At 61.3% G+C, this 23,005-nt stretch carries 21 protein-coding genes and 1 tRNA gene; 9 read left to right on the top strand and 13 right to left on the bottom strand.

The features are described from left to right. Positions 1-50 precede the first annotated feature (50 nt). From Q7C33_RS15250 to sfnG, 3 genes are read right to left on the bottom strand one after another with little or no spacing between them, the layout of a single operon-like run. Positions 51-833, bottom strand: a complete 783-nt coding sequence (locus Q7C33_RS15250; protein ID WP_407683691.1) for an ABC transporter ATP-binding protein — start codon at positions 831-833, stop codon at positions 51-53. Continuing rightward, a complete protein-coding gene (locus tag Q7C33_RS15255; protein ID WP_407683692.1) occupies positions 830-1,996 on the bottom strand; it encodes an AMP-binding protein in 1,167 nt (388 codons plus the stop codon). The genes Q7C33_RS15250 and Q7C33_RS15255 overlap by 4 nt, the downstream gene beginning before the upstream one ends. Before the next feature lie 12 nt (positions 1,997-2,008). Beyond that, positions 2,009-3,106 carry a dimethylsulfone monooxygenase SfnG gene (gene sfnG / locus Q7C33_RS15260; RefSeq protein WP_407683693.1) on the bottom strand — a complete coding sequence of 366 codons (1,098 nt, stop codon included), beginning with the start codon at positions 3,104-3,106 and terminating at the stop codon, positions 2,009-2,011. A 382-nt stretch (positions 3,107-3,488) separates the two neighbouring features. Between sfnG and Q7C33_RS15265 the strand changes: the two genes are divergently transcribed. Then, positions 3,489-4,733, top strand: a complete 1,245-nt coding sequence (locus Q7C33_RS15265; protein WP_407683694.1) for an acyl-CoA dehydrogenase family protein — start codon at positions 3,489-3,491, stop codon at positions 4,731-4,733. Here Q7C33_RS15265 and Q7C33_RS15270 read toward each other — a convergent pair. Continuing rightward, entirely contained in the window at positions 4,730-5,347 is a 618-nt protein-coding gene (locus Q7C33_RS15270) for a hypothetical protein (protein WP_407683695.1), read from the bottom strand. The genes Q7C33_RS15265 and Q7C33_RS15270 overlap by 4 nt on opposite strands. 35 nt (positions 5,348-5,382) lie before the next feature. After that, a complete protein-coding gene (locus tag Q7C33_RS15275; protein WP_407683696.1) occupies positions 5,383-6,060 on the bottom strand; it encodes a hypothetical protein in 678 nt (225 codons plus the stop codon). A 106-nt stretch (positions 6,061-6,166) separates the two neighbouring features. On the opposite strand from Q7C33_RS15275, the gene Q7C33_RS15280 reads away from it, so the two are divergent. Next, positions 6,167-7,306: an epoxide hydrolase family protein gene (locus tag Q7C33_RS15280; RefSeq protein ID WP_407683697.1), complete on the top strand. Its 1,140-nt coding sequence runs from the start codon at positions 6,167-6,169 to the stop codon at positions 7,304-7,306. Between the two features lie 64 nt (positions 7,307-7,370). Here Q7C33_RS15280 and Q7C33_RS15285 read toward each other — a convergent pair whose 3' ends face one another. Both Q7C33_RS15285 and Q7C33_RS15290 read right to left on the bottom strand, forming a co-directional pair. Continuing rightward, positions 7,371-9,683: a hypothetical protein gene (locus Q7C33_RS15285; protein ID WP_407683698.1), complete on the bottom strand. Its 2,313-nt coding sequence runs from the start codon at positions 9,681-9,683 to the stop codon at positions 7,371-7,373. 24 nt (positions 9,684-9,707) lie between these two features. Continuing rightward, positions 9,708-9,782, bottom strand: a tRNA-Lys gene (locus tag Q7C33_RS15290). Between the two features lie 529 nt (positions 9,783-10,311). On the opposite strand from Q7C33_RS15290, the gene Q7C33_RS15295 reads away from it, so the two are divergent. Both Q7C33_RS15295 and Q7C33_RS15300 read left to right on the top strand, forming a co-directional pair. Continuing rightward, positions 10,312-10,593, top strand: coding sequence for a hypothetical protein (locus tag Q7C33_RS15295; protein ID WP_030138768.1), 282 nt, complete (start codon positions 10,312-10,314; stop codon positions 10,591-10,593). A gap of 379 nt (positions 10,594-10,972) precedes the next feature. Next, positions 10,973-11,293 (top strand): isochorismate lyase, encoded by a 321-nt coding sequence (locus Q7C33_RS15300; protein WP_217859355.1) that lies wholly within the window; start codon positions 10,973-10,975, stop codon positions 11,291-11,293. 211 nt (positions 11,294-11,504) lie between these two features. Here Q7C33_RS15300 and Q7C33_RS15305 read toward each other — a convergent pair whose 3' ends face one another. From Q7C33_RS15305 to Q7C33_RS15325, 5 genes are all read right to left on the bottom strand, one after another. Continuing rightward, the gene (locus tag Q7C33_RS15305) at positions 11,505-11,726 is read right to left on the bottom strand and encodes a formate dehydrogenase subunit delta (RefSeq protein WP_030138765.1); all 222 of its coding nucleotides are present in this window, start codon (positions 11,724-11,726) and stop codon (positions 11,505-11,507) included. Continuing rightward, positions 11,723-14,599, bottom strand: coding sequence for a formate dehydrogenase subunit alpha (gene fdhF, locus Q7C33_RS15310; RefSeq protein ID WP_407683699.1), 2,877 nt, complete (start codon positions 14,597-14,599; stop codon positions 11,723-11,725). Before fdhF ends, Q7C33_RS15305 begins: the two co-directional genes overlap by 4 nt. After that, positions 14,596-16,155: a formate dehydrogenase beta subunit gene (locus tag Q7C33_RS15315; protein ID WP_407683700.1), complete on the bottom strand. Its 1,560-nt coding sequence runs from the start codon at positions 16,153-16,155 to the stop codon at positions 14,596-14,598. The genes fdhF and Q7C33_RS15315 overlap by 4 nt, the downstream gene beginning before the upstream one ends. Beyond that, positions 16,149-16,631 carry a formate dehydrogenase subunit gamma gene (locus tag Q7C33_RS15320; protein WP_030138762.1) on the bottom strand — a complete coding sequence of 161 codons (483 nt, stop codon included), beginning with the start codon at positions 16,629-16,631 and terminating at the stop codon, positions 16,149-16,151. The genes Q7C33_RS15315 and Q7C33_RS15320 overlap by 7 nt, the downstream gene beginning before the upstream one ends. Before the next feature lie 240 nt (positions 16,632-16,871). Further along, positions 16,872-17,801 carry a LysR family transcriptional regulator gene (locus Q7C33_RS15325; RefSeq protein WP_051065912.1) on the bottom strand — a complete coding sequence of 310 codons (930 nt, stop codon included), beginning with the start codon at positions 17,799-17,801 and terminating at the stop codon, positions 16,872-16,874. 127 nt (positions 17,802-17,928) lie between these two features. Between Q7C33_RS15325 and Q7C33_RS15330 the strand changes: the two genes are divergently transcribed. The 4 genes from Q7C33_RS15330 (at position 17,929) to Q7C33_RS15345 (ending at position 20,731) form a co-directional block, all read left to right on the top strand. Further along, the gene (locus tag Q7C33_RS15330; RefSeq protein ID WP_407683701.1) at positions 17,929-18,375 is read left to right on the top strand and encodes a cyclophilin-like fold protein; all 447 of its coding nucleotides are present in this window, start codon (positions 17,929-17,931) and stop codon (positions 18,373-18,375) included. Between the two features lie 25 nt (positions 18,376-18,400). Further along, the gene (locus Q7C33_RS15335) at positions 18,401-19,429 is read left to right on the top strand and encodes an alpha/beta hydrolase (RefSeq protein ID WP_407683702.1); all 1,029 of its coding nucleotides are present in this window, start codon (positions 18,401-18,403) and stop codon (positions 19,427-19,429) included. A 30-nt stretch (positions 19,430-19,459) separates the two neighbouring features. Further along, entirely contained in the window at positions 19,460-19,753 is a 294-nt protein-coding gene (locus tag Q7C33_RS15340; RefSeq protein WP_030138758.1) for a hypothetical protein, read from the top strand. An 84-nt stretch (positions 19,754-19,837) separates the two neighbouring features. After that, positions 19,838-20,731, top strand: coding sequence for a LysR family transcriptional regulator (locus Q7C33_RS15345; protein WP_030138757.1), 894 nt, complete (start codon positions 19,838-19,840; stop codon positions 20,729-20,731). On the opposite strand, the gene Q7C33_RS15350 is transcribed toward Q7C33_RS15345, so the two are convergent. Next, the gene (locus tag Q7C33_RS15350; RefSeq protein WP_407683703.1) at positions 20,719-21,882 is read right to left on the bottom strand and encodes a (R)-mandelonitrile lyase; all 1,164 of its coding nucleotides are present in this window, start codon (positions 21,880-21,882) and stop codon (positions 20,719-20,721) included. The two genes, Q7C33_RS15345 and Q7C33_RS15350, sit on opposite strands and share 13 nt — an antisense overlap. A gap of 250 nt (positions 21,883-22,132) precedes the next feature. Between Q7C33_RS15350 and Q7C33_RS15355 the strand changes: the two genes are divergently transcribed. Then, on the top strand, positions 22,133-23,002 hold the full coding sequence (locus tag Q7C33_RS15355) for an AraC family transcriptional regulator (RefSeq protein WP_407683704.1): 870 nt from the start codon (positions 22,133-22,135) through the stop codon (positions 23,000-23,002). The last annotated feature ends 3 nt before the right edge of the window (positions 23,003-23,005 follow it).

Here is a 23,005-nt window from a genome sequence, read left to right on the forward strand (position 1 = left end):
CGGGCGCAGCCTGCCGGCCCTCCCGGACGGGAAGGCATCGAATTGAAAAATCAGTGCCGCGTGCCGAGGTAGGCCGAAATGACCTCGGGGTTCTTCCGTACCGCTTCGGGCGAGCCGTCGCCGATCTTGCGACCGTAGTCGAGCACTACCACGTGATCGCTGATGTTCATGACGACGCCAATGTCGTGTTCGATCAGCAGCACCGTCGTCCCCAGCTCCCGGTTGATGTCGATGATGAAACGGCTCATCTGCTGCTTCTCGTCGGCGTTCATCCCGGCCATCGGCTCATCCAGAAGCAACAATCGGGGCTCCGCCGCCAGGGCCCGGGCCAGTTCCACGCGTTTCTGCAAGCCGTAGGGCAAAGTCCCCACCAACGCATCACGCCACGGTTGCAAGTGCAGGAACGCGATGACCCGCTCGGCCGCTTCGCGCTGGCTGTCGTCCTCGGCAGCGGCTCGTCCGACTCGCAACGCCTGTTCGATCCACGTACTGCGGCGCTTGAGGTGGCGTCCGGTGAGCACGTTGTCGAGCACGCTCATGCCCTTGAACAGCGCGATGTTCTGGAAGGTCCGGGCGACGCCACGCACCGCCACGTCGTGGGCACGCATGCGACGGCGCTCGCGGTTGTCGAAACGTATGCGCCCTTCCTGGGGTTGGTAGACACCGCTGATGATGTTGAGCAACGAACTCTTGCCGGCGCCGTTCGGGCCGATCAAGGCGCAGATCTCGCCGGCGGCGACGCGAAAGCTGATGCCGGTGACCGCTTTGACGCCTTTGAACGACAGCGAGATATTGTCCAGCTCCAGCAGGTGCGTGGCGGCCGTTTGTGTCATGTCGTCGCTTCCTTCCAGACGCGTTGCGGATGATGCTCGTCCCGTCCATTCGTAACGGACACCGACGAACTCGACGACTCTTCCCATTCAGTCGAATCCCCCCATCGACGGACCTTGATGCCCACGGATTCGAAAAACGCCTGGGTCTCGGGCCGCAAGGCATCCCCCACCACCAGCGGCGCATGAGTCCGTGAAAAACCCAATACATCGCGCAGAGGCCGACGAACCAACCAATACCCCACGAACCGCCGCAACGCCCCCGGACGGGCCGCCAAGGCCCAATCCACCAGCCTGCGGGCGCGAACGCCTGGCGGTGGCAGGCGCTCCAGTGCGTAGCCATGCAAACGCTCATAGGTCTCCCGCGTGCCGGCCACCAGCGTTGGCCCCAGCTCACGCCGATCGCGGTCACGGGTCGCGAGGTTTTCCGGGAAGTTCAAGCGGAAACCGGCGATCAGCCAGGGCGCGAGCAGGTACCGCGCCTGGCCGGCCGAGGCAAAACCCCGGGCCGCTAGCGCTTCTTCGTATCGACCCAAACCTTCGCGCTGTACCAGCTGTCGTCCGTGATGCAGCAGCTCTGTGTGGCGGATGCGTTGTGCTTCGGTGGCTTGTTGGCTTCGGCGATGGAACACGAATGCCGTTTGCTGCGCGTGCGCCAGCGGGACCGGGTCAGCGAATGTCTTCGAGGCAATCAACGCGGCGTACTCCAACGCCTGGTCAAACGGCCCCGAGCCTGACAGCCCACGCTTGTCCAGGTAGATCAGCACGCGGGGCGTCACCTGTGCCGCGCCCAGGCGCAACAACTCTTCGTGCCCTTGGGCCAGTACGTAATCCGGCTGCAATTCACCGAGCAGGTCTATCTGCCCGGCGGGTGCGTCCAAGGGATCGAACAGGCTCGCGGTGCCGCCCAGCCATTGCGCTGCCAACGCCGCGACGATCGCTTGCGGCGTCGGCCGGCTGATGATCGTCAGGGTCGCGCCCACCGAGAACCCCCGCGCTTGCAGCGCACCCGCCAAGCTCTGCACCTCATCGGCTAGTTGCCGCCAGGTCCGCAGTTGCCAAATGCCCAAGTGCTTGTGGCGCAGCGCGACGTCCGTGCCATGCTCGAGCGCCTGTCGGTGCAGCCAATGGGGCAACGTGTCGAGGGTTTCAATGAGCGTACCCATGTTGTCCCCCGTCTAGGCGACCGCCGCCGTTTTGACCGTGACTTTCTGCTGCTCCAACTCACGCACCAGCGGCAGGACCCGTTGACCGAAATACTCCACTTCCTCCTGGAAGTGCAGGAACGCGGCGAGCACCAGATCCACACCCACGGCTTTCAACGCCACGATGCGCTCGGCGATTTGCCGGGGCGTGCCGATCAGGTTGGTCTTGAAGCCATCGTTATACTGCACCAGGTCTTCGAAAGTGGACTTGGCCCAGTTGCCCTCGCCTTCCGGGCTGGCCTTGCCGGCCTGCTTGGCGGCGTCGCCAAACGCGTTGACGGCTTCGGGGTCGGCCTGGTCGATGATCTGGGCCAGCACCGCGCGGGCTTCTTCCTCGGTGTCGCGGGCAATGATGAAAGCATTCACCCCGACCTTGACCGTGTGATTGTTCGCCGCCGCCTTGGCCCGCAGGTCATCGACCTGAGCCTTGACCCCTTCCACCGTGTTGCCGTTGGTGAAGTACCAGTCCGAGACTCGGGCGGCCATGTCCCGCGCGGCGCGGGAACTGCCACCCTGGAAAATCTCCGGATGCTGTTGCAACGGTTTGGGCTTGAGGGTGTAGCCGTTGAAACGATAGAAATCACCGCGAAAGGTGTAGTTGTCGGTGGTCCAGATGCCCTTGAGCGTGGTGATGAATTCCTCGGAGCGGCGATAACGTTCGTCGTGCTCCAGCCAGGGTTCGCCAATGGCGGTGAATTCGCCCTTGAACCAGCCGGACACCACGTTGATCGCCACGCGCCCGCCGGTGAGCTGGTCGATGGTTGCGATCTGCTTGGCCAGCACCGAAGGCGTCCACGGCCCCGGCAATACCGCCGCGATGACTTTGAGGCGCGTGGTGGACGCCAGCAGCGCGTGACTGAACGCCACCGATTCGTGCTGGTATTCGGCGCCGTAACCGGCGGTGAAACGGATCTGGGTCAGGGCATAGTCAAAACCGGCGTCCTCGGCGATCTGCGCCAGCTTGCGGTTGTAGTCAATGCCCCAGTCGGTGCGCTGCGCGATCTTACTGACCACCAGTCCGCCGCTGACGTTAGGCACCCAGTAGGCAAACTTGATCGTGTCCTGGCTCATTGCGTGTACTCCCAGCTCGTTGAGATATAGGCGTCGTCGCCTCTGTACAACGGCTAGAGCAGCAACCGTGCCACTTATATTTATCCTTTACTTTCAACAGTTTAGTAAGTTTTCTGATTTTCATGGCTGTCGTGCGACAGGCAGGCTGTTGGATCGCTGTTGCACAGCCAACACCCGGCGTGCCGCTGCTGGAAATACGCATTGTTGCCTGACATACAGTCACCCAACAGATTGTCCGCCGGACGACAGCCTTTGTGCTGGGAAACCCGGCGAACGCCCCGTTTTCGTTGGCTTCAAGCACCGGGCATGGAGCGTGCAAAGGTTGTCGGCAACGGCAGGTTTTCACCCTGCCCGTCCCCTCGCCATCAGAAGGAACACCGCCATGACCGCACAGCAACAACACTTGCCACCAGTTCTTTCCACCGGCACCGACTATGAAGCCCTGGCCGAGCGGTTCCGGCCGATTTTCGCGCGCATCCAGGCCGGCGCCCTGGAGCGTGAACAATCACGCAGCCTGCCGTTCGAACAGGTGAAATGGTTGAAGGAAGCGGGCTTCGGTGCCGTGCGGATTCCGGTCGAATTCGGCGGCGCCGGGGCTTCGTTGCCGCAGCTGTTGCAACTGCTGATCGAGTTGGCCGAGGCCGACTCCAACCTGCCCCAGGCCCTGCGCGGCCACTTCGCCTTTGTCGAGGATCGTCTGAATGCCCACGCCAGCAGCCCGCAAGACGTCTGGTTCAAGCGCTTCGTCGACGGTGACCTGGTGGGCAACGCCTGGACCGAAATCGGCGCGGTGAAACTCGGCCAGGTCATCACTCGCGTATCCCGCCAGGGCGAGCAATGGGTGGCCAACGGCACCAAGTACTACAGCACCGGCAGCATCTTCGCCGACTGGATCGACCTCTATGCCCAACGCGACGACAACGGTGCCGATGTGATCGCCGCCGTCAATGTCCACCAACCGGGTGTCAAGCAAAGCGATGACTGGGACGGTTTCGGCCAGCGCACCACCGGCAGCGGCACATCGGTGTTCGAGAATGCCGTGGTGGAGGCTGAAAACCTCATCGATTTTTCCACCCGTTTCAAATACCAGACCGCGTTCTATCAACTGGTCCTGCTCGCCGTGCAGACGGGCGCCGGCCGCGCCGCCGTCCAGGACTTCAGCGAACACGTGCGCCAACGCACCCGTGTGTTCAGCACCGGCAACGCCAGCGAAGTGAGCCAGGACGTCCAAGTCCAGCAAGTGATCGGCAAGGCATCAGCCCAGGTCTACGCCGCCGAAGCCACGACCCTGCGCGCCGCCAGCGCCTCGCAGCGAGCCTATGAACGTCGCTTCGGCCAGGACACCGAAGCCGAGCACACCGCCAACATCCTCGCCGAACTCGAATCGGCCCAGGCCCAAGTGGTGGTCGCCGACCTGACGCTGCGCGCCACCAGCGACCTGTTCAACGCCCTCGGCGCATCCGCCACCAGCACCGGCAAAGCCCTCGACCGCCACTGGCGCAACGCCCGCACCGCGGCGTCCCATAATCCGCTGATCTACAAGGAACGCATCATTGGGGATTGGGAGATCAATGGGGCAGAGCCGCCGTATGTCTGGCAGATTGGAGGGGGGTCGAAGCAGCGCTAGACGATAGGACCGGAGACAGGCATTTCACGTAAAGGTGGGTATCGCATGGTCAACACTGCCCACCTCAACCCGGGTATTCCCGGGATCCGATCGGATTTCCTGGATGAGTGTTCGACGTAGCCTGCATACTTTTCAACGCCGTCCACGTGTGCCTCCCAGCATGCCTCGTCAAAATTCACGCCTAGAATGATCACGCTGCCCGTGGCGACCCTCTCCGCCTGGGCCTTGAGCCGCGTCATATACCAATAATCCATGGCCGCGCTGTTGAACATCTTTCCCTGATTGCCGTTGGCAAAAGGGGTCTTGAGTTCGATGAAGTGGAAGCGTTTTTCATCGCTGTCGCGAATCCACAAATCGCATTGCTTGGTGGCGATATCCATCTGCGCCCAACGTTGATCGAGCGCGACCTTATATTCGACTCCGACGTCCGCCAGCTCACTGTCCGGCCCACGAAGCCCGCAGGCATGAATGAGCCAGAAGTAGAACTCGAATTTCAACCAGCCCTCGAACCCATTGGCAAGGGCGCTGACAGAGGAAGGCAGATGTTTGCGATCGGCCTCCCACGAGCGCATGAAATTGCTGAAGGCCGTCGCGACGTCGGAGATGCCGGGCATGGTTGCTTCCTTTGGAGGGTCGAGTTGACGAAGCCTTACGCAGGCTCCGGTTGCTTATGTTGAGATGCGTCAGGCAAAGAAATGATGTGTGCTATCGGCGCAATCAGCTCCTCACGCTCCGCAGCAGACAACTTCGACCATCGGCTTCCAGTGCGCCGGTACAGATCGGCGTCATGCGGGATCTCGACGCGCTTGAGCAATCGTTGCTGAGAGCAACCAAACAGATGCTTGAGGAAAATCGGAGGCATCACTACGTCAGCGCTCGGCACCTCGAACGAGATGGCTCTCGTCCACCCTTTTTGAAAGTACGAGCCAAGAAAGATGGATCTGACGTCTTGCGGCTCGCCTATGGAGATCCAGGTCGCCGGGCTTTTGCCGTCCTGTAGCTCGGCCAACCATTGGGGAAGTCGACCGCTCTTCACCGGGTAAGGTATCAATGCTCCCACTTGCAGCTTCGCTGCGAGATGTTCCTCTGATAACCGGTGTGTAATTCGTACCGTGGGATTTCGCTGTATCTGCTCCAGGAAAGCCCTATTGTCGGCCATGGCCCCTCGATGAAGCGCCCAATGAAACACCACCAGTATGGCGAGAACTATCCCGCCAACGACGTAATATTCAATAGACAATGCGATGTCGACATAACGGGGAAACAAAGTGATGAAGACTGCACTGACGAAAAGCGAAAGCGCAGAATTGCGTAGCTTTTTATTCACGTTATTAAAGCCATGGGAATGGCTGGCGATATTACATCGCCATCATTCTATTGGATATCCCTCTCCACGGTGATAATTCATGACAAACACTGACGCAGGTATAACCATGCGCATTGAGCCTTTCTCTATCGACATTCCCGAACAGGCTCTTGATGACCTGCGTCATCGCCTGCGAAACACCCGGTTGCCGCAGCCCTTGGCCAGCGTGGGCTGGAACGAAGGCATGGACGCGGAGGTGCTGCGCGACCTCATCACCCACTGGTCGACAACCTTCGACTGGCGCGCTCAGGAAGCAGTACTCAATCGCCTGCCACAGTTCCTCGCCACCCTGGGCGAGCAAGAGATTCATTTCGTCCACCAGCGCGGGATCGGGCCCAATCCCATGCCGCTGGTGCTCACCCATGGCTGGCCCGGCTCGTTCATCGAGATGCAGCGCATCATCGAACTGCTGACAGACCCCGCCAGCCACGGCGGCGACCCGGCCGATGCCTTTGACGTAGTGGTGCCGTCCTTGCCGGGCTACACCTTTTCCGCGCCGTTCAAGCAAACCGGTTGCGGGCCTTATGAAGTGGCCGGTTTGTGGCGCGAGCTGATGGCCGGGCTCGGTTATGAGCGGTTCGGTGCCCAGGGTGGCGATGTGGGCGCGGCGGTCACCAGTTGGTTGGGCCTGCGCTTTCCCGAGCGCCTGACCGGCATCCACCTCAACTACATCCCCGGCGCCTACCGCCCGCCCCTGGGCGAAACCGACCCACCTTTGACCGAAGAAGAAACCGCGTTCCAGCAACGCGCCGCGGCATTCAGCGAAGCCGAAGGTGCCTATGCGCACATCCAGCGCACCAAGCCGCAAAGCCTGGCCGTGGGCTTGAATGACTCACCTGCGGGATTGCTCGCCTGGATGGGCGAGAAGATTCTGTCGTGGTGCGATCCGAGCGCCCCCATCGACCGCGAATGGTTGCTGACCAATGTGACGCTCTACTGGCTGACCAACTGCATTGGCTCGTCGTTTCGCCCGTACGTGGAAGGCAGCCGCCGGCCTCTGGTGCTTGCCAGCGGTGAGCGAATAAAGCCGCCGTTGGGGGTCACGCTGTTTCCCAAGGAGCTGCCGCTGCCGCCACGCAGTTGGGTGGAGCGTGGCTATAACGTCCAGCGTTGGACGCAAATGCCCCGGGGCGGTCATTTTGCGGCGTTGGAGCAGCCTGAGTTGTTGGCGGAGGATATTCGGGTGTTTTTCCGGGACTACCGTTAAGCACCTATTGCCTTGCGATGAGCAGGGCAATCTTCAGCCGGCTTGCCCTTCGTCAGCGCACGTCTTATCGCAACCAATGCGACTCAGTCGTCCACCCCAGGAAAACACGCGCCCCCTCGATGGTCCGATCCTGTTGCGACAAGCGACGTCCCGCTGCTGCCAGGCGCAGCCCAACCATTGCAGGTCGAAACTTGTCCTGGAAAGCCGCCGGCTGACTACGCAAATGCGCTTCGATGCCTTCGATAGCCGACAGCATTTCGGATTCGTCGAGCATCGACAGGTAAAAAATCATCTGGCGCCAGGCGTAAGCCGTGTTCTTGAGCATGATCAAGCGCCCGTGATACTGCTCGATACGCATCTGCTGGCGTCTGCAGATCCATTCAAAACAGGCCTGGGCGAGTGAGCTCAAGCGTGGATGCAACAGTGTTTTCAGGTCTAGCTCGCAGAACAGCAGCGCGAGGTTCTGCGTGGTGACTATCTGTTGCTGTTCAATGATGGTGCCGTTGGTTGCGGGACGCCAGGTACCCAGCTCTGCGTTTGCACGCCGCGCGCACAAGGTCGTCAAGGCGTCGGTGCCTGTTGACGAACGTCGCCAGAAGGGTTGGCTCGATCTCGACTTGGGTTTGTCGGGAAGCGTCGCCAGCATATGGGTATCGATATCGTAGTAACGGGCGTACAGGGTACCGGTCAGCGCCCTGCCCGCCCGCCTGGCGGCGTCGATGAACTTGTTGGAAAACTCGCCCATGAAGATGTCCGAAGCGACTTCGTCCACGAATGGAAGGTCCAGCCCGGCTGTTTCGGCGAGGGCACGCAGTTCCTTGAGCAGCTTGTTGGGCAGGATCGCCTGGGGAAAGGCAGTCAGCGTCAGCGCTGATGCCTCGATAAGCGCCTGCCGAGCGATGTCCGCGTCGAGAGAGTGACGTTGTCGTTGGCCTTCCATGAGCGCCACCCAGGGCAGCTCGTCCAGCCTGACCTGGCTTTGAAGATCGACCAATAACAACGAGCGGCGCCGGCGAAAAGCACGATAAGTCGCCGCGTAGAGATTGCCCAGTATCGGGTCGGGAAACCCGGCGCTACGTATGTCAGCGGTCGTCGCCGGCAATACCCGCGCGACGGTGTCGCCCGACGTAATCAAGCCGCGTTCGATCAGTTCGGCAATCGTACCGCTACCGCAGCGCTCCACGCGCTGGCGAATCGACTTCGGAAGGTCAGCCCCGTCGGCAAGGGCGAATACGGCTGCCTCCTCTGCGGTGATCGGCTCAAGCAAGGGCGTCAAGTCCGATACGCCGTCATCGGCCGGATAACACTCCATTCGCTTGGCAACAGCTTTGGCGAGCACAGGGTGCCCCGGCGCGGCGACATCCTCGCGCTGTCTTGACCGGTATTCACGATGAGGGCCGGATTCGGGCAGGCCATGCTTGCGCACAAAATCCCCGACGATCTGACGAATTCGGCCGACTTGTCGGCCTGTCAGCGAGCTTGAGTCGCCAGCGCATTGTTCGAGCAGTGCGAACAGTTCCGAGAGGCGTGGTTTAGAAGCGCCAATGGTGTGCCCTTCGGCATCGCGGAACGCATAGAAACGCGTGCAAAGCGAAGCAGCCCGTTCGGGCCAGCCCTCGGGATAAACCCTGCACGGCCACTCATCCTGGTAAGTCAAAAGGAAATGGGAGACAGCGGCGTCGTACAGCGGCAGGCAGATTTCAATGACCTGCTTCTGGACCGCCAGTCGTGGCTGAGCCCGCAACTTCAAGAGCCGCTGGCGAATATCACCGACATTGAAGACATGGACTTGCGCCGAAGAAGATTGCGGTTTTGCACAAGGCGATGGAAAGAAGCGCAGCCGATCGAAGAACGGGGTGATGGTCTCGATGAGTGCCCAGGCTTCATCCACTTGACGTTGGTCCAGCAGCCACGCAACGCCCAGCAAGGCCGACTCCTCCGGAACGTCGACACGATAATTGCCCGTCGCCAGATAGCTCCGCAATACGTCGAGCCCTTCATCCGTCAGATACCACGCATTGAGGTCCAGACGTTCGAAGCCGGAACGGATGCCCGGGATCGATGCAGCCAACGCTTGCTCGTGCTCATTCAGCTCACCACCGGCCAGCAGCTGCCCCGTGGCAAATCCGCCCGTGGCAACATCCAACGTCACCCAGACAGGAATATCGGCTATCGGCATCCGGGCGCCGTACCGCAGAGTCCTCTGCGCGGCGTGCGCTAACACCTGCTGCCAACGGGCGATCCGCTGAGCCACTTTGGCCTGGGCTTCTGGCTCGGGATCGGCGCTTTGGGCGACGAATGCCTTGGACAATTGGAGGGCCGCATAGCCCACGCCAATGTCGGGTATTCCGTCAGATTCAGTGTCGTCCTTGAGCATGCGCGTTGATGACCCTGCGAATAATGGGTCCGGGGGCTGGATTCGAACCAGCGCCCACCCGGTTAAGAGCCAGGTGTTCTACCGCTGAACTACCCCGGAGCAGAGCGGGCATTGTCGGTCAGCATCACCGAGATGTGAAGCGTCTTGGATGACAGGATATGTGGCGCGATTTTGCGGTCCGAAAATCTCGTAGGAAATGACGACCCGTGGCGAGGGAGCTTGCTCCCGCTGGGCTGCGAAGCGGCCCCAAATCAGCGATTCCATTTTGTCCAGGTACACCGCATAGCCCGGTTTTGCGGCGGCTTCGCCACCGAGCGGGAGCAAGCTCCCTCGCCACGGGGGATCGGGGGCGTCCTACAAGTCGGTTGTGGGGGGTGGGATCGACTTCTATAGTTGGGGCGTCGCTGGCTTTCGTCAGTGACTGGGTTTCGCAGCCCGATCACAAAGGAAATGCACCGTCGAGTGAAATTCAGGCAAACTTGCCCGCTTTCATTTTATGGCGGTTGCGCGCGGGAGACTTTCGGGTCTGCCGAGTTTTCCTTCCTCGGTCTGCGAACCTGCGCGCAACTGCCACCCATTTGTTTCGCAGCGAAAAGGGGGCATTTCTTTTATTGAAGGAAGTAATCTCATGACAGCTAATCAACAGTTACCCCGCTACACCCCTCTGACCCAAACCGCTACGACCCAGCCCGTCCTGCTGATCGACACTCAAGCCCCACTGCCCGAACTTCACGCCTGCGTCAGCGAACGCCTGCACGCCACGCTCGATTTCCTGACCCTGGTAGCCTGCTCCAGCCTGCGCGACTCCTCCACCAGCGACATCAACACCCTGACCAACGTTGCCCGGATCCTCGTGCAAGACGCGACGGACGTATTCGGCGTCATCGAACAACGCGGCCTAGAAGGCTAACAGCACTGTAGGAGCGAGCTTGCTCGCGATGGCACCGTGTCAGCAACCACGGATAGTGACTGATCGAATGTCATCGCGAGCAAGCTCGCTCCCACAAGAGATCTGTGGAGCGCATAAGTTTTATATTCGCTAAAGATCCACTGTGGGAGCGAGCTTGCTCGCGATGACGGCGGCACAGCGAATGCAGATGCAAGCTGACCCACCGCTTTCGTCGGAACGCCGCCCGGAGCAGGCTCGCTCCCACAATGGATCGGAGTATGACCGTAAGAATCAGGTCGGTTACGCCAAACCCAAAAACATCCAGGCCGACTGTAGAGCCAATATCCCGAGTAAGCTGCCACAGCAAATAGACCATCTACCACAAATGGAATAAACCTAAATGGAAGTAAAAAACCAGCTATCCCCTGCGCAATGCACCGGCATGGAAGAAATCCGCCAGGAAATAGATACCCTCGACCGAGACGTCATCAAGCTGCTGGGCAAACGCTTTCAGTACGTGCTCGCGGCGTCGAAGTTCAAGACATCGGCCACGTCGGTACGTGCACCGGAGCGCTTCAAGGCAATGTTGACGACTCGGCGGGAATGGGCCGAGGCCGAGGGATTGAGCCCGGATGCCATCGAGAAAATGTACAGCGACCTGGTGAATCATTTTATTGCTGAAGAGATGAAACACTGGACGGCGCAGCAGCCCCAGACCTGAGCCATCTCATAATACTGTGGCGAGGGGATTTAGCGAAACGTCGCACCGCCCCGCTGGGTTGCGCAGCAACCCCATACCAGGCACCGCGTTGCATCTAATGAACCGTGCTGACTGGTTACGACTGCTGCGCAGCCGAGCGGGGATAAATCCCCTCGCCACAAGGGCACAAGGGCACAGGGGCACAGGGGCACAGGGGCACAGATAGTTTTGCTTAAGTGGCTCCCTCCGGTTCTTTCAACGCCGCCAACACCAACGGATGCAGCACCGCATCCGGGTGTTTTTCCTGCCACGCCCCCAGGTCCCGGCGCATGCCCGGCGTCCAGAAGTTCTTGATGTGCTGGCGGATGCCATTCACCGCCAGCGCCTGGTCAGGCTCGGTGGCGAAGTACCGGGCGATTTCGTTGGCCATCTTGATCAGGTTCTGCGAGCTCATCGGCGCACCTCGGCTTTTTCGGCATGGCGGCGTTCCCTGAGCAGGCGACTTTGTTCATCACTGAAGGCCTGGTAACGCTTCTGCCATTCCGAAGGCTGGCTGACCCGCACGATTTCCACCGCCGTCACCTTGTATTCCGGGCAGTTGGTGGCCCAGTCGGAGTTGTCGGTGGTGATCACGTTGGCCCCCGATTCGGGGAAGTGGAACGTGGTGTAGACCACGCCCGGCGCCACCCGCTCGGTCACCTTGGCCCGCAGCACGGTCTGCCCGGCGCGGCTGCCGATGCCGACCCAGTCTTCGTCGACAATCCCGCGGTTCTCGGCGTCGGTCGGATGGATTTCCAGGCGATCTTCCTCATGCCAGGCGACGTTGTCGGTGCGCCGGGTCTGGGCGCCGACGTTGTACTGGCTGAGGATGCGCCCGGTGGTCAGCAACAGCGGATAACGGCTGTTGACCTTCTCTTCGGTGGGCACATAGCCGGTGAGCATGAAGCGCCCTTTGCCGCGCACGAACTCCTCGATGTGCATGGTCGGCGTGCCGTCCGGCGCGGCGTCGTTGCACGGCCATTGCAGGCTGCCGTGGCGCTCCAGTTCGGCGTAACTGACGCGGCTGAAGGTCGGCGTCAAACGGGCGATTTCATCCATGATTTCCGAAGGATGGCGGTAATCCATCTTGTAGCCCAAGGCCTCGGCCAGGGCGATGGTGGCTTCCCAGTCGGCCTTGCCGGCCAACGGGTCCATCACCTTGCGCACGCGGGAGATGCGGCGTTCGGCGTTGGTGAAGGTGCCGTCCTTCTCCAGGAACGAGCTGCCCGGCAGGAACACGTGGGCGAACTTGGCCGTTTCGTTGAGGAAGATGTCCTGGACGATCACGCATTCCAACGCGGACAGTGCAGCGGTCACGTGCTGGGTGTTCGGATCACTCTGGGCGATGTCCTCGCCTTGGCAGTAAAGCGCCTTGAAGGTGCCGTCCAGCGCCGCCTCGAACATGTTCGGGATGCGCAGGCCGGGGTCGGGTTGCAGGGTCACGTTCCAGGCCTGCTCGAACTGGGCGCGGACCGCTTCATTGGAGATGTGCCGGTAGCCGGGCAGTTCGTGGGGGAACGAGCCCATGTCGCAGGAGCCCTGGACGTTGTTCTGCCCCCGCAACGGGTTCACGCCGACGCCTTCGCGACCAATATTGCCGGTGGCCATGGCGAGGTTGGCGATACCCATCACCGAGGTGCTGCCCTGGCTGTGCTCGGTGACGCCGAGGCCATAGTAGATGGCCGCGTTGCCACCCGTGGCGTAGACCCGCGCGGCGGTGCGGATCTGTTCGGCAGGCACGCCGCAGACCGGGCCGAGTTCCTCGGGCGAGTTTTCCGGCAGGCTGACAAAATCGCGCCAGCGGGCAAAGTCCGTCGCCTCGCAACGCGCCTTGACGAAAGGCTCGTCAACAAGGCCTTCAGTAACGATCACATGGGCCAACGCGTTGAGCATCGCCACGTTGGTGCCCGGACGCAGTTGCAAGTGCAGTTCGGCGCGGGCGTGGGGCGAATCCACCAGGTCGATGCGCCGTGGGTCGATGACGATCAACCGCGCGCCCTGGCGCAGGCGGCGCTTGAGTTGCGAACCGAACACCGGGTGCGCGTCGGTGGGGTTGGCGCCCATCACCAGGATGACGTCGGCTTTCATCACCGAATCGAAATTCTGGGTACCGGCGGATTCACCCAAGGTTTGCTTGAGGCCATAGCCGGTCGGCGAATGGCAGACCCGGGCACAGGTGTCGACGTTGTTGTTGCCGAACGCCGTGCGCACCAGTTTCTGCACCAGATAGGTTTCTTCGTTGGTGCAGCGGCTGGAGGTGATGCCGCCAATGGAGTCGCGCCCGTACTTGAGCTGGATGCGCCGCAGTTCACTGGCGGCGTAGGTGACCGCCTCGTCCCAGCTGACTTCCTGCCACGGGTCGTTGATGTGCTTGCGGATCATCGGCTTGGTGATGCGATCCGGGTGCGTCGCGTAGCCCCAGGCGAAGCGGCCCTTGACGCAGGAGTGGCCGTGGTTGGCCTGGCCATTCTTGTCCGGGACCATGCGCACCAGTTGTTCGCCTTTCATCTCGGCGCGGAACGAGCAACCCACGCCGCAATAGGCGCAAGTGGTGATGACGCTGCGCTCAGGCTGGCCGATTTCCACCACGCTTTTGTCGATCAACGTGGCCGTCGGGCAGGCCTGTACGCAGGCGCCACAAGACACGCATTCGGAATCGAGGAAGTTCTCGCCGCCGGCCGCTTCCACCCGAGAATCGAAGCCGCGCCCGCTGATGGTCAGGGCGAAGGTGCCCTGGATTTCCTCGCAGGCGCGTACGCAGCGACTGCAGACGATGCACTTGCTCGGGTCGTAATCGAAATACGGGTTGGACACGTCCTTGGCTTCGGCGAGGTGATTGGCGCCTTCGTAGCCGTAGCGCACCTCGCGCAAGCCCACCTGCCCCGCCACGGTCTGCAATTCGCAGTTGCCGTTGGCCGGGCACGTCAGGCAATCCAGCGGGTGGTCGGAAATGTACAGCTCCATCACGTTGCGCCGCAGCGTGGCGAGCTTGGACGTTTGCGTGCGCACCACCATGCCCGCGGTCACCGGCGTCGTGCATGAGGCTGGATAGCCGCGCATGCCATCGATTTCCACCAGGCACATGCGGCAGGAGCCGAAGGCTTCCATGCTGTCGGTGGCGCACAGTTTGGGAATGGTCGTGCCAAGCAAGGCCGCCGCGCGCATCACCGAGGTGCCGGAGGGAACGCTGATTTTCCGTCCGTCGATGGTCAGGCTGACCTGCACGTCGCTTTCGCGGGCCGGGGTGCCCAGGTCGATGTCGCTGGCTGGATCGAAGATAGTGATCATTGGTCGGCCTCCGAGGTCGCCAGACCGAAGTCGGCGGGGAAATGCTTGAGGGCGCTGGCGACGGGGTAGGACGTCATCCCACCGAGGGCACAGAGCGAGCCGTATTGCAGCGTGTCGCAAAGGTCATGCAGCAACAACGCCTGTTCCTGGCGGGCATTGGCATCGGCGCTGGCGAGCAGGCGATCCACCACCTCGACGCCACGGGTCGAACCGATGCGGCACGGCGTGCATTTGCCGCAGGATTCCTCGGCGCAGAACTGCAAGGCGAACCGGGCCATCTTGGCCATGTCCAGGCTGTCATCGGCGACCACCACACCACCGTGGCCGAGCATCGCACCCATGGCGGCGAACGCTTCGTAGTCCAGCGGCGTATCGAACTGCGCCGGCGGCACCCAGGCGCCCAACGGCCCGCCGACTTGCGCCGCCTTCAGCGGACGACCGCTGGCGGTGCCGCCGCCGTACTCTTCCACCAATTCGCGCAGGCTCAGGCCGAACGCCCGCTCCACCAGGCCGCCACGACGCACGTTGCCGGCCAATTGGAACGGCATGGTGCCCAGGGAACGGCCCATGCCAAAGTCACGATAGAACTGCGCGCCTTTCTCCAGGATCACCGGCACCGAGGCCAGCGTCACCACGTTATGCACCAGCGTCGGCAAACCAAATAGCCCTTGCAACGCCGGCAGCGGCGGCTTGGCGCGCACCGTGCCGCGCTTGCCTTCGAGGGATTCGAGCAGCGCGGTTTCCTCGCCACAGATGTAGGCGCCGGCGCCGACCCGGACTTCAAGTTCGAAGGCGCGGCCACTGCCACCCACATCCACGCCCAGGTAACCGGCCTCGCGGGCAATGCGCAGTGCTTGGTTCAGGGTGCTGACGGCGTCCGGGTATTCCGAACGCACGTAGATGTAGCCCATCGTCGCGCCCACGGCGATACCGGCGATGATCATGCCTTCGATCAGCAGGAACGGGTCGCCTTCCATCAGCATGCGGTCGGCAAAGGTGCCGGAGTCGCCTTCGTCGGCATTGCAGACCACGTATTTCTGCGGCCCCGGGGCGTCGCGCACGGTGCGCCACTTGATGCCCGCCGGGAACGCCGCGCCGCCTCGGCCACGCAGGCCGGAATCCAACACTTGGGCAACCACCTCGGCGCCCTCCGTCTGGATCGCCCGGGCCAGGCCGAGAAAGCCGCCTTGGGCGCGGTAGTCATCGAGGGACAACGGCTGGGTGATGCCGGCACGGGCAAACAACAGGCGTTGTTGGCTCTTGAGGTAAGGAATGTGCTCAACCAATCCCAATGCCGATGGATGGCTGCCAGGATCACCCGCCAGCGCGTCGAGCAGGCCCGGTACGTCCTGGGCCGTGACCGGGCCAAAACCCAAGCGTCCTTCAGGCGTGTCCAGTTCCACCAACGGTTCCAGCCAATAAAGCCCACGGGAACTGGTGCGCAACACCTCCAATGGCAATTGACGCCGTTCGGCCTCGCGGACCAGCGCATCGGCCACCTTGTCCGCACCGACGGCACGGGCCACTGAATCACGGGGAATGCAGAGGGTCAGCATGGACCGTCCTCCAGGCAACCATTCACCAACTGGCGCAGGCGTTCCGGGGTCAACCGCGCGTGCAGTTCCCCATCCAGTTCCAGGGCCGGCGAGCAGACACACGCGCCGAGGCAATAGACCGGTCGCAGACTGATGGCCCCGTCGGCGCTGGTGCCGTGATCGTCCAGCGAAAGCTGTTCGCGCAACTGCGCCGCCAGGCCCTCGGCCCCCATGCTCTGGCACGACTCGGCCCGGCACAGGCGCAGGGTGTGGCGCGCCGGTGGCGTGGTGCGAAAGTCGTGGTAGAAGCTGATCACACCGCGCACTTCAGCCTGGCTGAGGTTGAGGGCATGGGCGATTTCAGGGACGGCGGCGTCGGGAACGTACCCGCAACCTTCCTGGATGGCATGGAGGATCGGCAACAAGGCACCGGGGGTGTCCTTCTCGCGCGCCAGCACGCTGTGAATCAGAGGCAGGTGAAGCGTCTCATCAGGCATAAACGTACCTCGGCATCTCGAACGACAGCGCCGCGTGGCGCTGGTCGTTCGGAGTCTTGGCGGCGGCGTCCGGCCCACGTCACGGTAGCGTGGCATTCCGATCGCCATTCTCGCTCTCCGGCCAAGTGTCTTTGGCGCACTGGGTCCGGGGCATCTTCACAGCTTGCCACTCCCGGGGACTGGCGATTGCATATGGACGACTAAACGTATCCTGAAAACGACGACTGGTGCTTTTTAGCCTTATGGGCCAGCAGGCAAAGGTTTCGAGGCATCCCCCTGGGTGTCCTTGCGCAACGCATTGGCAACCAGTGTAAACGCAGGTGACGGTTGGCGCCGGCTCGGATAGTACAAATAGTAGCCTGAGAATGGCGGGCACCACGCTTCCAAGATGCGCACCAATCGGCCGTCCTGAAGGTACGGTTCAAATTCTTCTTCCGGCAGGTAGGCAATGCCCAGCCCGGCCACTGCCGCCTGCACGATGTGCGTCGACGTGTTGAAGATGAGCTGGCCGTCCACGCGCACGTTCACTTGCTTGCCTCGCTGCTCGAAATCCCAGACATAAAGCCCGCCGGAGGTCGGCATGCGCTGGTTGATGCAGCGATGGTTCATCAGGTCGCGAGGATGCCCGGGGATGGCGCGGCTGGCGAAGTACGCCGGCGAAGCCACCGCGGCCATCCGCAAGGGGGGGCCGATCGGCACCGCCACCATGTCCTTGTCGATGGTGTCGCCCAGGCGCACACCCGCGTCGAAACGGTCTGCGACGATGTCGCGAAAGCCGTAGCTGACATCAAACTCGACGTTGATGTCCGGGTATTCGTGCAGCAGCCCGGTCAGTTTCGGCAGCAAGGTCGTGCGCAGGACATGATCCCCGCAGGTAATGCGCACGGTGCCGGCGGGCTTGTCGCGCAGCTCCGTGAGCCTGTCCAGTTCCGTCTCTATCTCGTCGAAGCGATTGCCGATGGCCTGAAGCAAGCGTTCGCCGGCGAGGGTTGGCGAAACGCTGCGGGTGGTCCGCGTCAGCAGCCTGATTTGCAAGCGCGATTCCAGGCCGTTGATGGCCTGGCTCAGCGCCGATTGCGTGACGCCCAGCGCATTGGCGGCACGGGTGAAACTGCCTTCGCGCGCCACCGTCACGAAAGACAGTAGATCGTTGAGATTTCTTCTGACCATGGCGAAACGCTTCAAGAGTTATTGATTAGCCGTGCTTATAGCCTCTTTAAGCATTCATTAGCTAGTCGCGCAAGTGTCCGCGCGTCACCATTGCTCCCATGAACAGAAACGAATTCGGGGCATCGCGATGAGACCGGTCTGGCTGGGTTTGCTGGCGTCAGCGTTGGTGCTTGGCAGCTACGGGACAACTTCCGATGCCGCATCGGCACCTTCGATAACGGAGCAACCTGACATGTGGATGACCGTCGGCGAACAACGCTTTGCCATTACCTTGGCTGACAACGCGGCCACCCGTGCATTTGTCACGTTATTACCGCTGACGTTGGAAATGAGTGATCTGAACCGCAACGAGAAATACGCCTCCCTTCCCCAGAAGCTACCCGCTGACGCGAGCAAGCCGGGAACGATCCACAACGGCGACCTAATGCTGTACGGCACCGACACCCTGGTCGTCTTCTACACGACCTTCGACTCAACCTACGCCTACACCCGGCTGGGGCGTATGGACGATGCCGCCAGACTGGCGCAAGCGTTGGGCCGGCGAGACGTGCAGGTGACGTTTTCCCAGAACTGATTACTTCGCACCGACAGGATTCCCCATGAAAAAGATCATCGTTTTATTAACCCTTCTGTTCAGTTCTCTTTCAGCAATAGGAGCCGATATGTCCAACGGCGCTGACAACTTCTACACCAGCGACGAAGTCACCGTGCAAAAGGTCAACTTCAAGAACCAGTATCAAATGAACGTCGCGGGAAACCTGTTCATTCCGAAGAACCTCAATGGCAAGAAAAGCAATCCGGCGATTTTCGTGGGCCATCCAATGGGCGCTGTGAAGGAACAGAGCGCGAATCTATATGCGACGAAGATGGCGGAAAAAGGCTTCGTGACCCTCTCCCTGGATCTTTCATTCTGGGGCGAAAGCGCGGGCCAGCCGCGCAATGCGGTCTCGCCGGATATCTACGCCGAGGACTTCAGCGCGGCGGTGGACTTTCTCAGCGCCCAGCCCTTCGTCGACAAGGAGCGCATTGGTGCCATCGGTATTTGTGGCAGCGGCAGCTTCGTCATCAGCGCCGCGAAGATCGACCCGCGCATGAAAGCCATCGCCACCGTGAGCATGTATGACATGGGCGGCGTCAATCGCAACGGGTTGAAGCATTCCCAGACGCTCGATCAACGCCGGGCCGTCATCGCTCAAGCGACACAGCAGCGTAATGTCGAGTTCGCCGGCGGCGAAACTCTGTACACCAGCGGTACGGTGCATGAGCTGGATGAAAATACCCACCCGATCCAACGGGAGTTCTACGACTTCTACCGCACCCCGCGCGGCGAGTTCACGCCGGCCAGCTCGTCGAAAGACCTGACCACGCACCCGACGCTGACCAGCAACATCAAGTTCATGAACTTCTATCCACTCAATGACATCGAGACCATTTCGCCTCACCCTATGTTGTTCATTGCTGGCGCCGATGCGCACTCCAGGGAGTTCAGCGAAGAGGCCTACAAGCTCGCCGGCCAGCCCAAGGAACTGGTGATCATTCCTGGGGCTGGGCATGTTGATCTTTATGATCGGGTCGATCTGATTCCGTTTGACAAGTTGACGAGTTTCTTCCAGAACAACCTGAAATGAATTCGAGCATCAACCAGGATCGGAAAAACCATGGATGAACGTGTAGCCTTCATCAAGCATCGGATCCGCGCCGTTGTGATCGCAGGCGACTGCGACCAAATCACCTATCAATCCGAATGGCTCGGCTACATGCCCTTCCCGGTCGATCACTGGGTTGAACATCAAGGCAAGACGTTCTCCGGCGACTTTCCTTTTGACTGGACGCTCAAGGACTTGGCCGTTCTTGAGCGCACGGGTTTTCTGGAAAAGTTGGAAGCTTACGAAAACCCGGAAGACCGGTTTGACCGGTGTATCCGGTATCGCGTGCATATTGGATGTGCGTAACCCTGAGTTTTCGATGATTCGGGGCTGGGTCATTCCAGTCGTTCCTGTTCATAATCCCTGCCTGCTCATACCCGAGGCGGATCAATGACCACAGAACGCTACGACCAACTCGCCATCTTCTCCGTCGTCGCCCGGGAGCGCAGCTTCACCCGCGCCGCCGCCAAGCTCGGCATGTCGCAACCAGCGCTGAGCCGGGCGATGCGTCAGTTGGAGGAGCGCCTGGGGGTCCGGTTGTTGTCGCGGACCACGCGCAGTGTCGCGCCCACCGAAGCGGGCGAACGACTATTGCAGGTGGTCGCGCCGAGGCTTGAGGAGATCGACCAGGAAATGGCGATGCTCAGTGAGTTTCGCGACAAGCCGGCCGGCAAGTTGCGCATCACCACGGGCGAGCACTCGGCAATCACTGTTTTGCAGCCCGTTCTCGCCAAGCTGTTACCCGACAATCCCGACCTTAATATCGAAATCATCGTTGACTACGGCTTTACGGATATCGTCGCAGAGGGTTTCGACGCCGGGGTGCGGCTGGGTCCCCAGGTCGCCAAGGACATGATCGCCCTGCGCATCGGCCCGGACATGCGCATGGCAGTCGTGGGCTCCCCGGCGTATTTCGCCCGGCACGCCGTGCCTCGGACTCCCAATGACCTTACGGCCCACAATTGCATCAACCTGCGCATGCCGACTCATGGCGGCCTCTACGTCTGGGAATTCGAGAAAAACGCTCAGGAAGTGCAAGTGCGGGTGGAGGGCCAACTGGTATTCAACACGATTGCCATGCGCCTGGAGGCCGCGATCCAGGGATTGGGCCTGGCCTTCATGCCTGAGGATCTGGTAGAGGACGCCGTGGCGCAAGGCCGGTTGATCCGCGTGCTGGAGGATTGGTGCGAGCCGTTTTCCGGCTATCACCTCTATTACCCCAGCCGCCGCCAGAATTCACCGGCCTTCACGCTGTTGCGCGACGCCTTGCGTTACGAGGACTGACTGGCCTCCAACGCTTGAGCAGCACGCTTGGCCGCAGCGGCGTCGCCCTGCTCTTCCAATAACTGGATCACTTGCCGCAATTGCGCCGAGCTCAGGCCGACTCGCAGGCTGGCGGCCATGTGCGAGCGCAGTTGCGACTCCACGCCTGGGGTAACCGCCAAGGCGGCGACCGTCGCCAGCTCACGGCTTTGCCAGTCCAGATTGTCGCGTTCGAAAATATCGCCAAACAAATGCGTCTGCAGGTATTGGTTGATGACTGGGACGAAATCGAACAACGGTCCCTGGACGGGGGCGCCGGCAATGCGCGTCTGATTGGCCTTGCCTGCCGCCAGCAATGCGTCGCCGGTGGGAATCGGGCCAGCGGGTTCACGCCCCGGCTCGTCCTGCACGCCACGTTGCTTGCGCGCCTCCACGACTTTCATCAGTTCACCCAGCGCGTTGAGACTGCGGGGAAAACCACTGTAGGCGTAGAGCTGCACCAGGATTTCCTTGGCCTCGCTGACGGTCAGGCCCGCATCCAGCCCTTGATTCAATGCGGTATTGAGCGCCGGCATGTTGCTCGTCGCCATGGCGGCGGCAATCACCGGGATGGCTTGCTGCTTGGCCGACAGGGTTTGTGAAACCGTCACGTTATCCGGCGCGGTCGGCGGCGTCGGTGTTGCGCCGGTTTCGTATTGCTCTTCGCTGACTTTTTCCATCCATTGCACATTCTTGCCATCCACCGCGCCGGTCACGGCCAGGTGGGTCATGGCGCTGTCTGGCGCAGCGCCGTGCCAATGCTTGACGCCCGGCGGACAGACAATCACGTCTCCCGGGCGAATCTGCTGCACCGGCTTGCCCCACTCCTGCGTCAGGCCAATGCCGGATACCACCACCAATCGCTGGCCGGCGGGATGTGTATGCCAGGCCGAGCGCGCGCCAGGTTCAAAGCTGACGTAGGCCGCGGAGGCATTGATTTCGCCTGTGGCAGGAAACAACGGATCAACCCGCACGCGACCGGTGAAATAATCCTCAGGCCCTGCGGCCGAGGCCTGGCTGCCCGCTCGGCTGATCTGCTGTGACGTGCGCGACCCGCCGGCGCCTTCCTGGCCGGCGGCGTCGGCAAAAGGCGCCGCCGCGCATAACGCGAAATACAAGGTGCTTGCCTTCATTGGGTTGCCTCTCGATGGATATCGTCGAGAACAAACTACCCACGCAGCATTGATCGATAAACCGTGCCAATGGCATAGGACTCATATCAAAACTACATAAATTCGTATAACCGCTGATCGTCATTGACGCTCGTTGGCGAACGCCCCCAATCTCGACGGCCGAGCTACGCTCTTTTGAGCAAACGCGGCTAGGCAGGCCCATGGCCAATCGTCGACTCTACGCCGACCGCACTTCCAAGAGCCTTTACCCGTGCCTGAACAACCGAGCGAATTCGCTTACACAAAACGTTTCGACGCCGTCCTGGCCTACATCGATGCCCATCTCGAAGGGGATCTGTCGGTAAAGGCGCTGAGTGAGGTGGCGAACTTCTCGGTGTTTCACTTCCATCGGCAATTTACCGCGTTCACCGGCGTGCCCGTTTCACGTTATGTGCAACTGATGCGGCTGCGACGCGCGGCACATCGCCTGATCGCGAACGCAGATTACTCGGTACTGGACGCGGCACTGGATGCAGGTTTTCGGAGTCCCGAGGCCTTTTGCCGGGCGTTCGGACGAGCGTTCGGCATGGCGCCGAGTGTGTTCAGGAAGAATCCGAACTGGCAGGTCTGGAATACGGTGTTTGCCATCCCCCATTTCTCAAGGAATATCCTCATGCACGTTCGAATCGTTGAATGCCCTGAAATCAAGGTAGCGACGCTCGAGCACCGCGGACCTCCGGGGCTCGTTAATGAAAGCGTGCGCCAGTTCATCGAGTGGCGCATGCGCAGCGGACAATCGCCGGTGGCGACAAGCCGCACGTTCGGCATCCCTTACGGCAATCCCGATACGACACCGCCACACGCTTTCCGCTTCGCGATCTGTGGTGAGATTGACGAGGAAGTGACACCGAACGAGTTCGGCGTCCGGCCGCTCGTCATACCTGGCGGCCGCTATGTCGTGGTTCGCCACGCGGGGTCACCGGATCACATCGGCGAAACGATCTACCCGATCTACCGCGACTGGCTTCCCGCAAGCGGCGAAGAGCTTCGGGACCAGCCGCTGTTCTTCCACTACCTGAGCGTCTACCCAGAGACGCCACAGGATCAATGGCAAACCGATGTGTATGTTCCGCTGCAATAGCGG

This window comes from Pseudomonas sp. BP11-1-1, from assembly GCF_052112105.1.
Lineage (GTDB): Bacteria > Pseudomonadota > Gammaproteobacteria > Pseudomonadales > Pseudomonadaceae > Aquipseudomonas > Aquipseudomonas alvandae.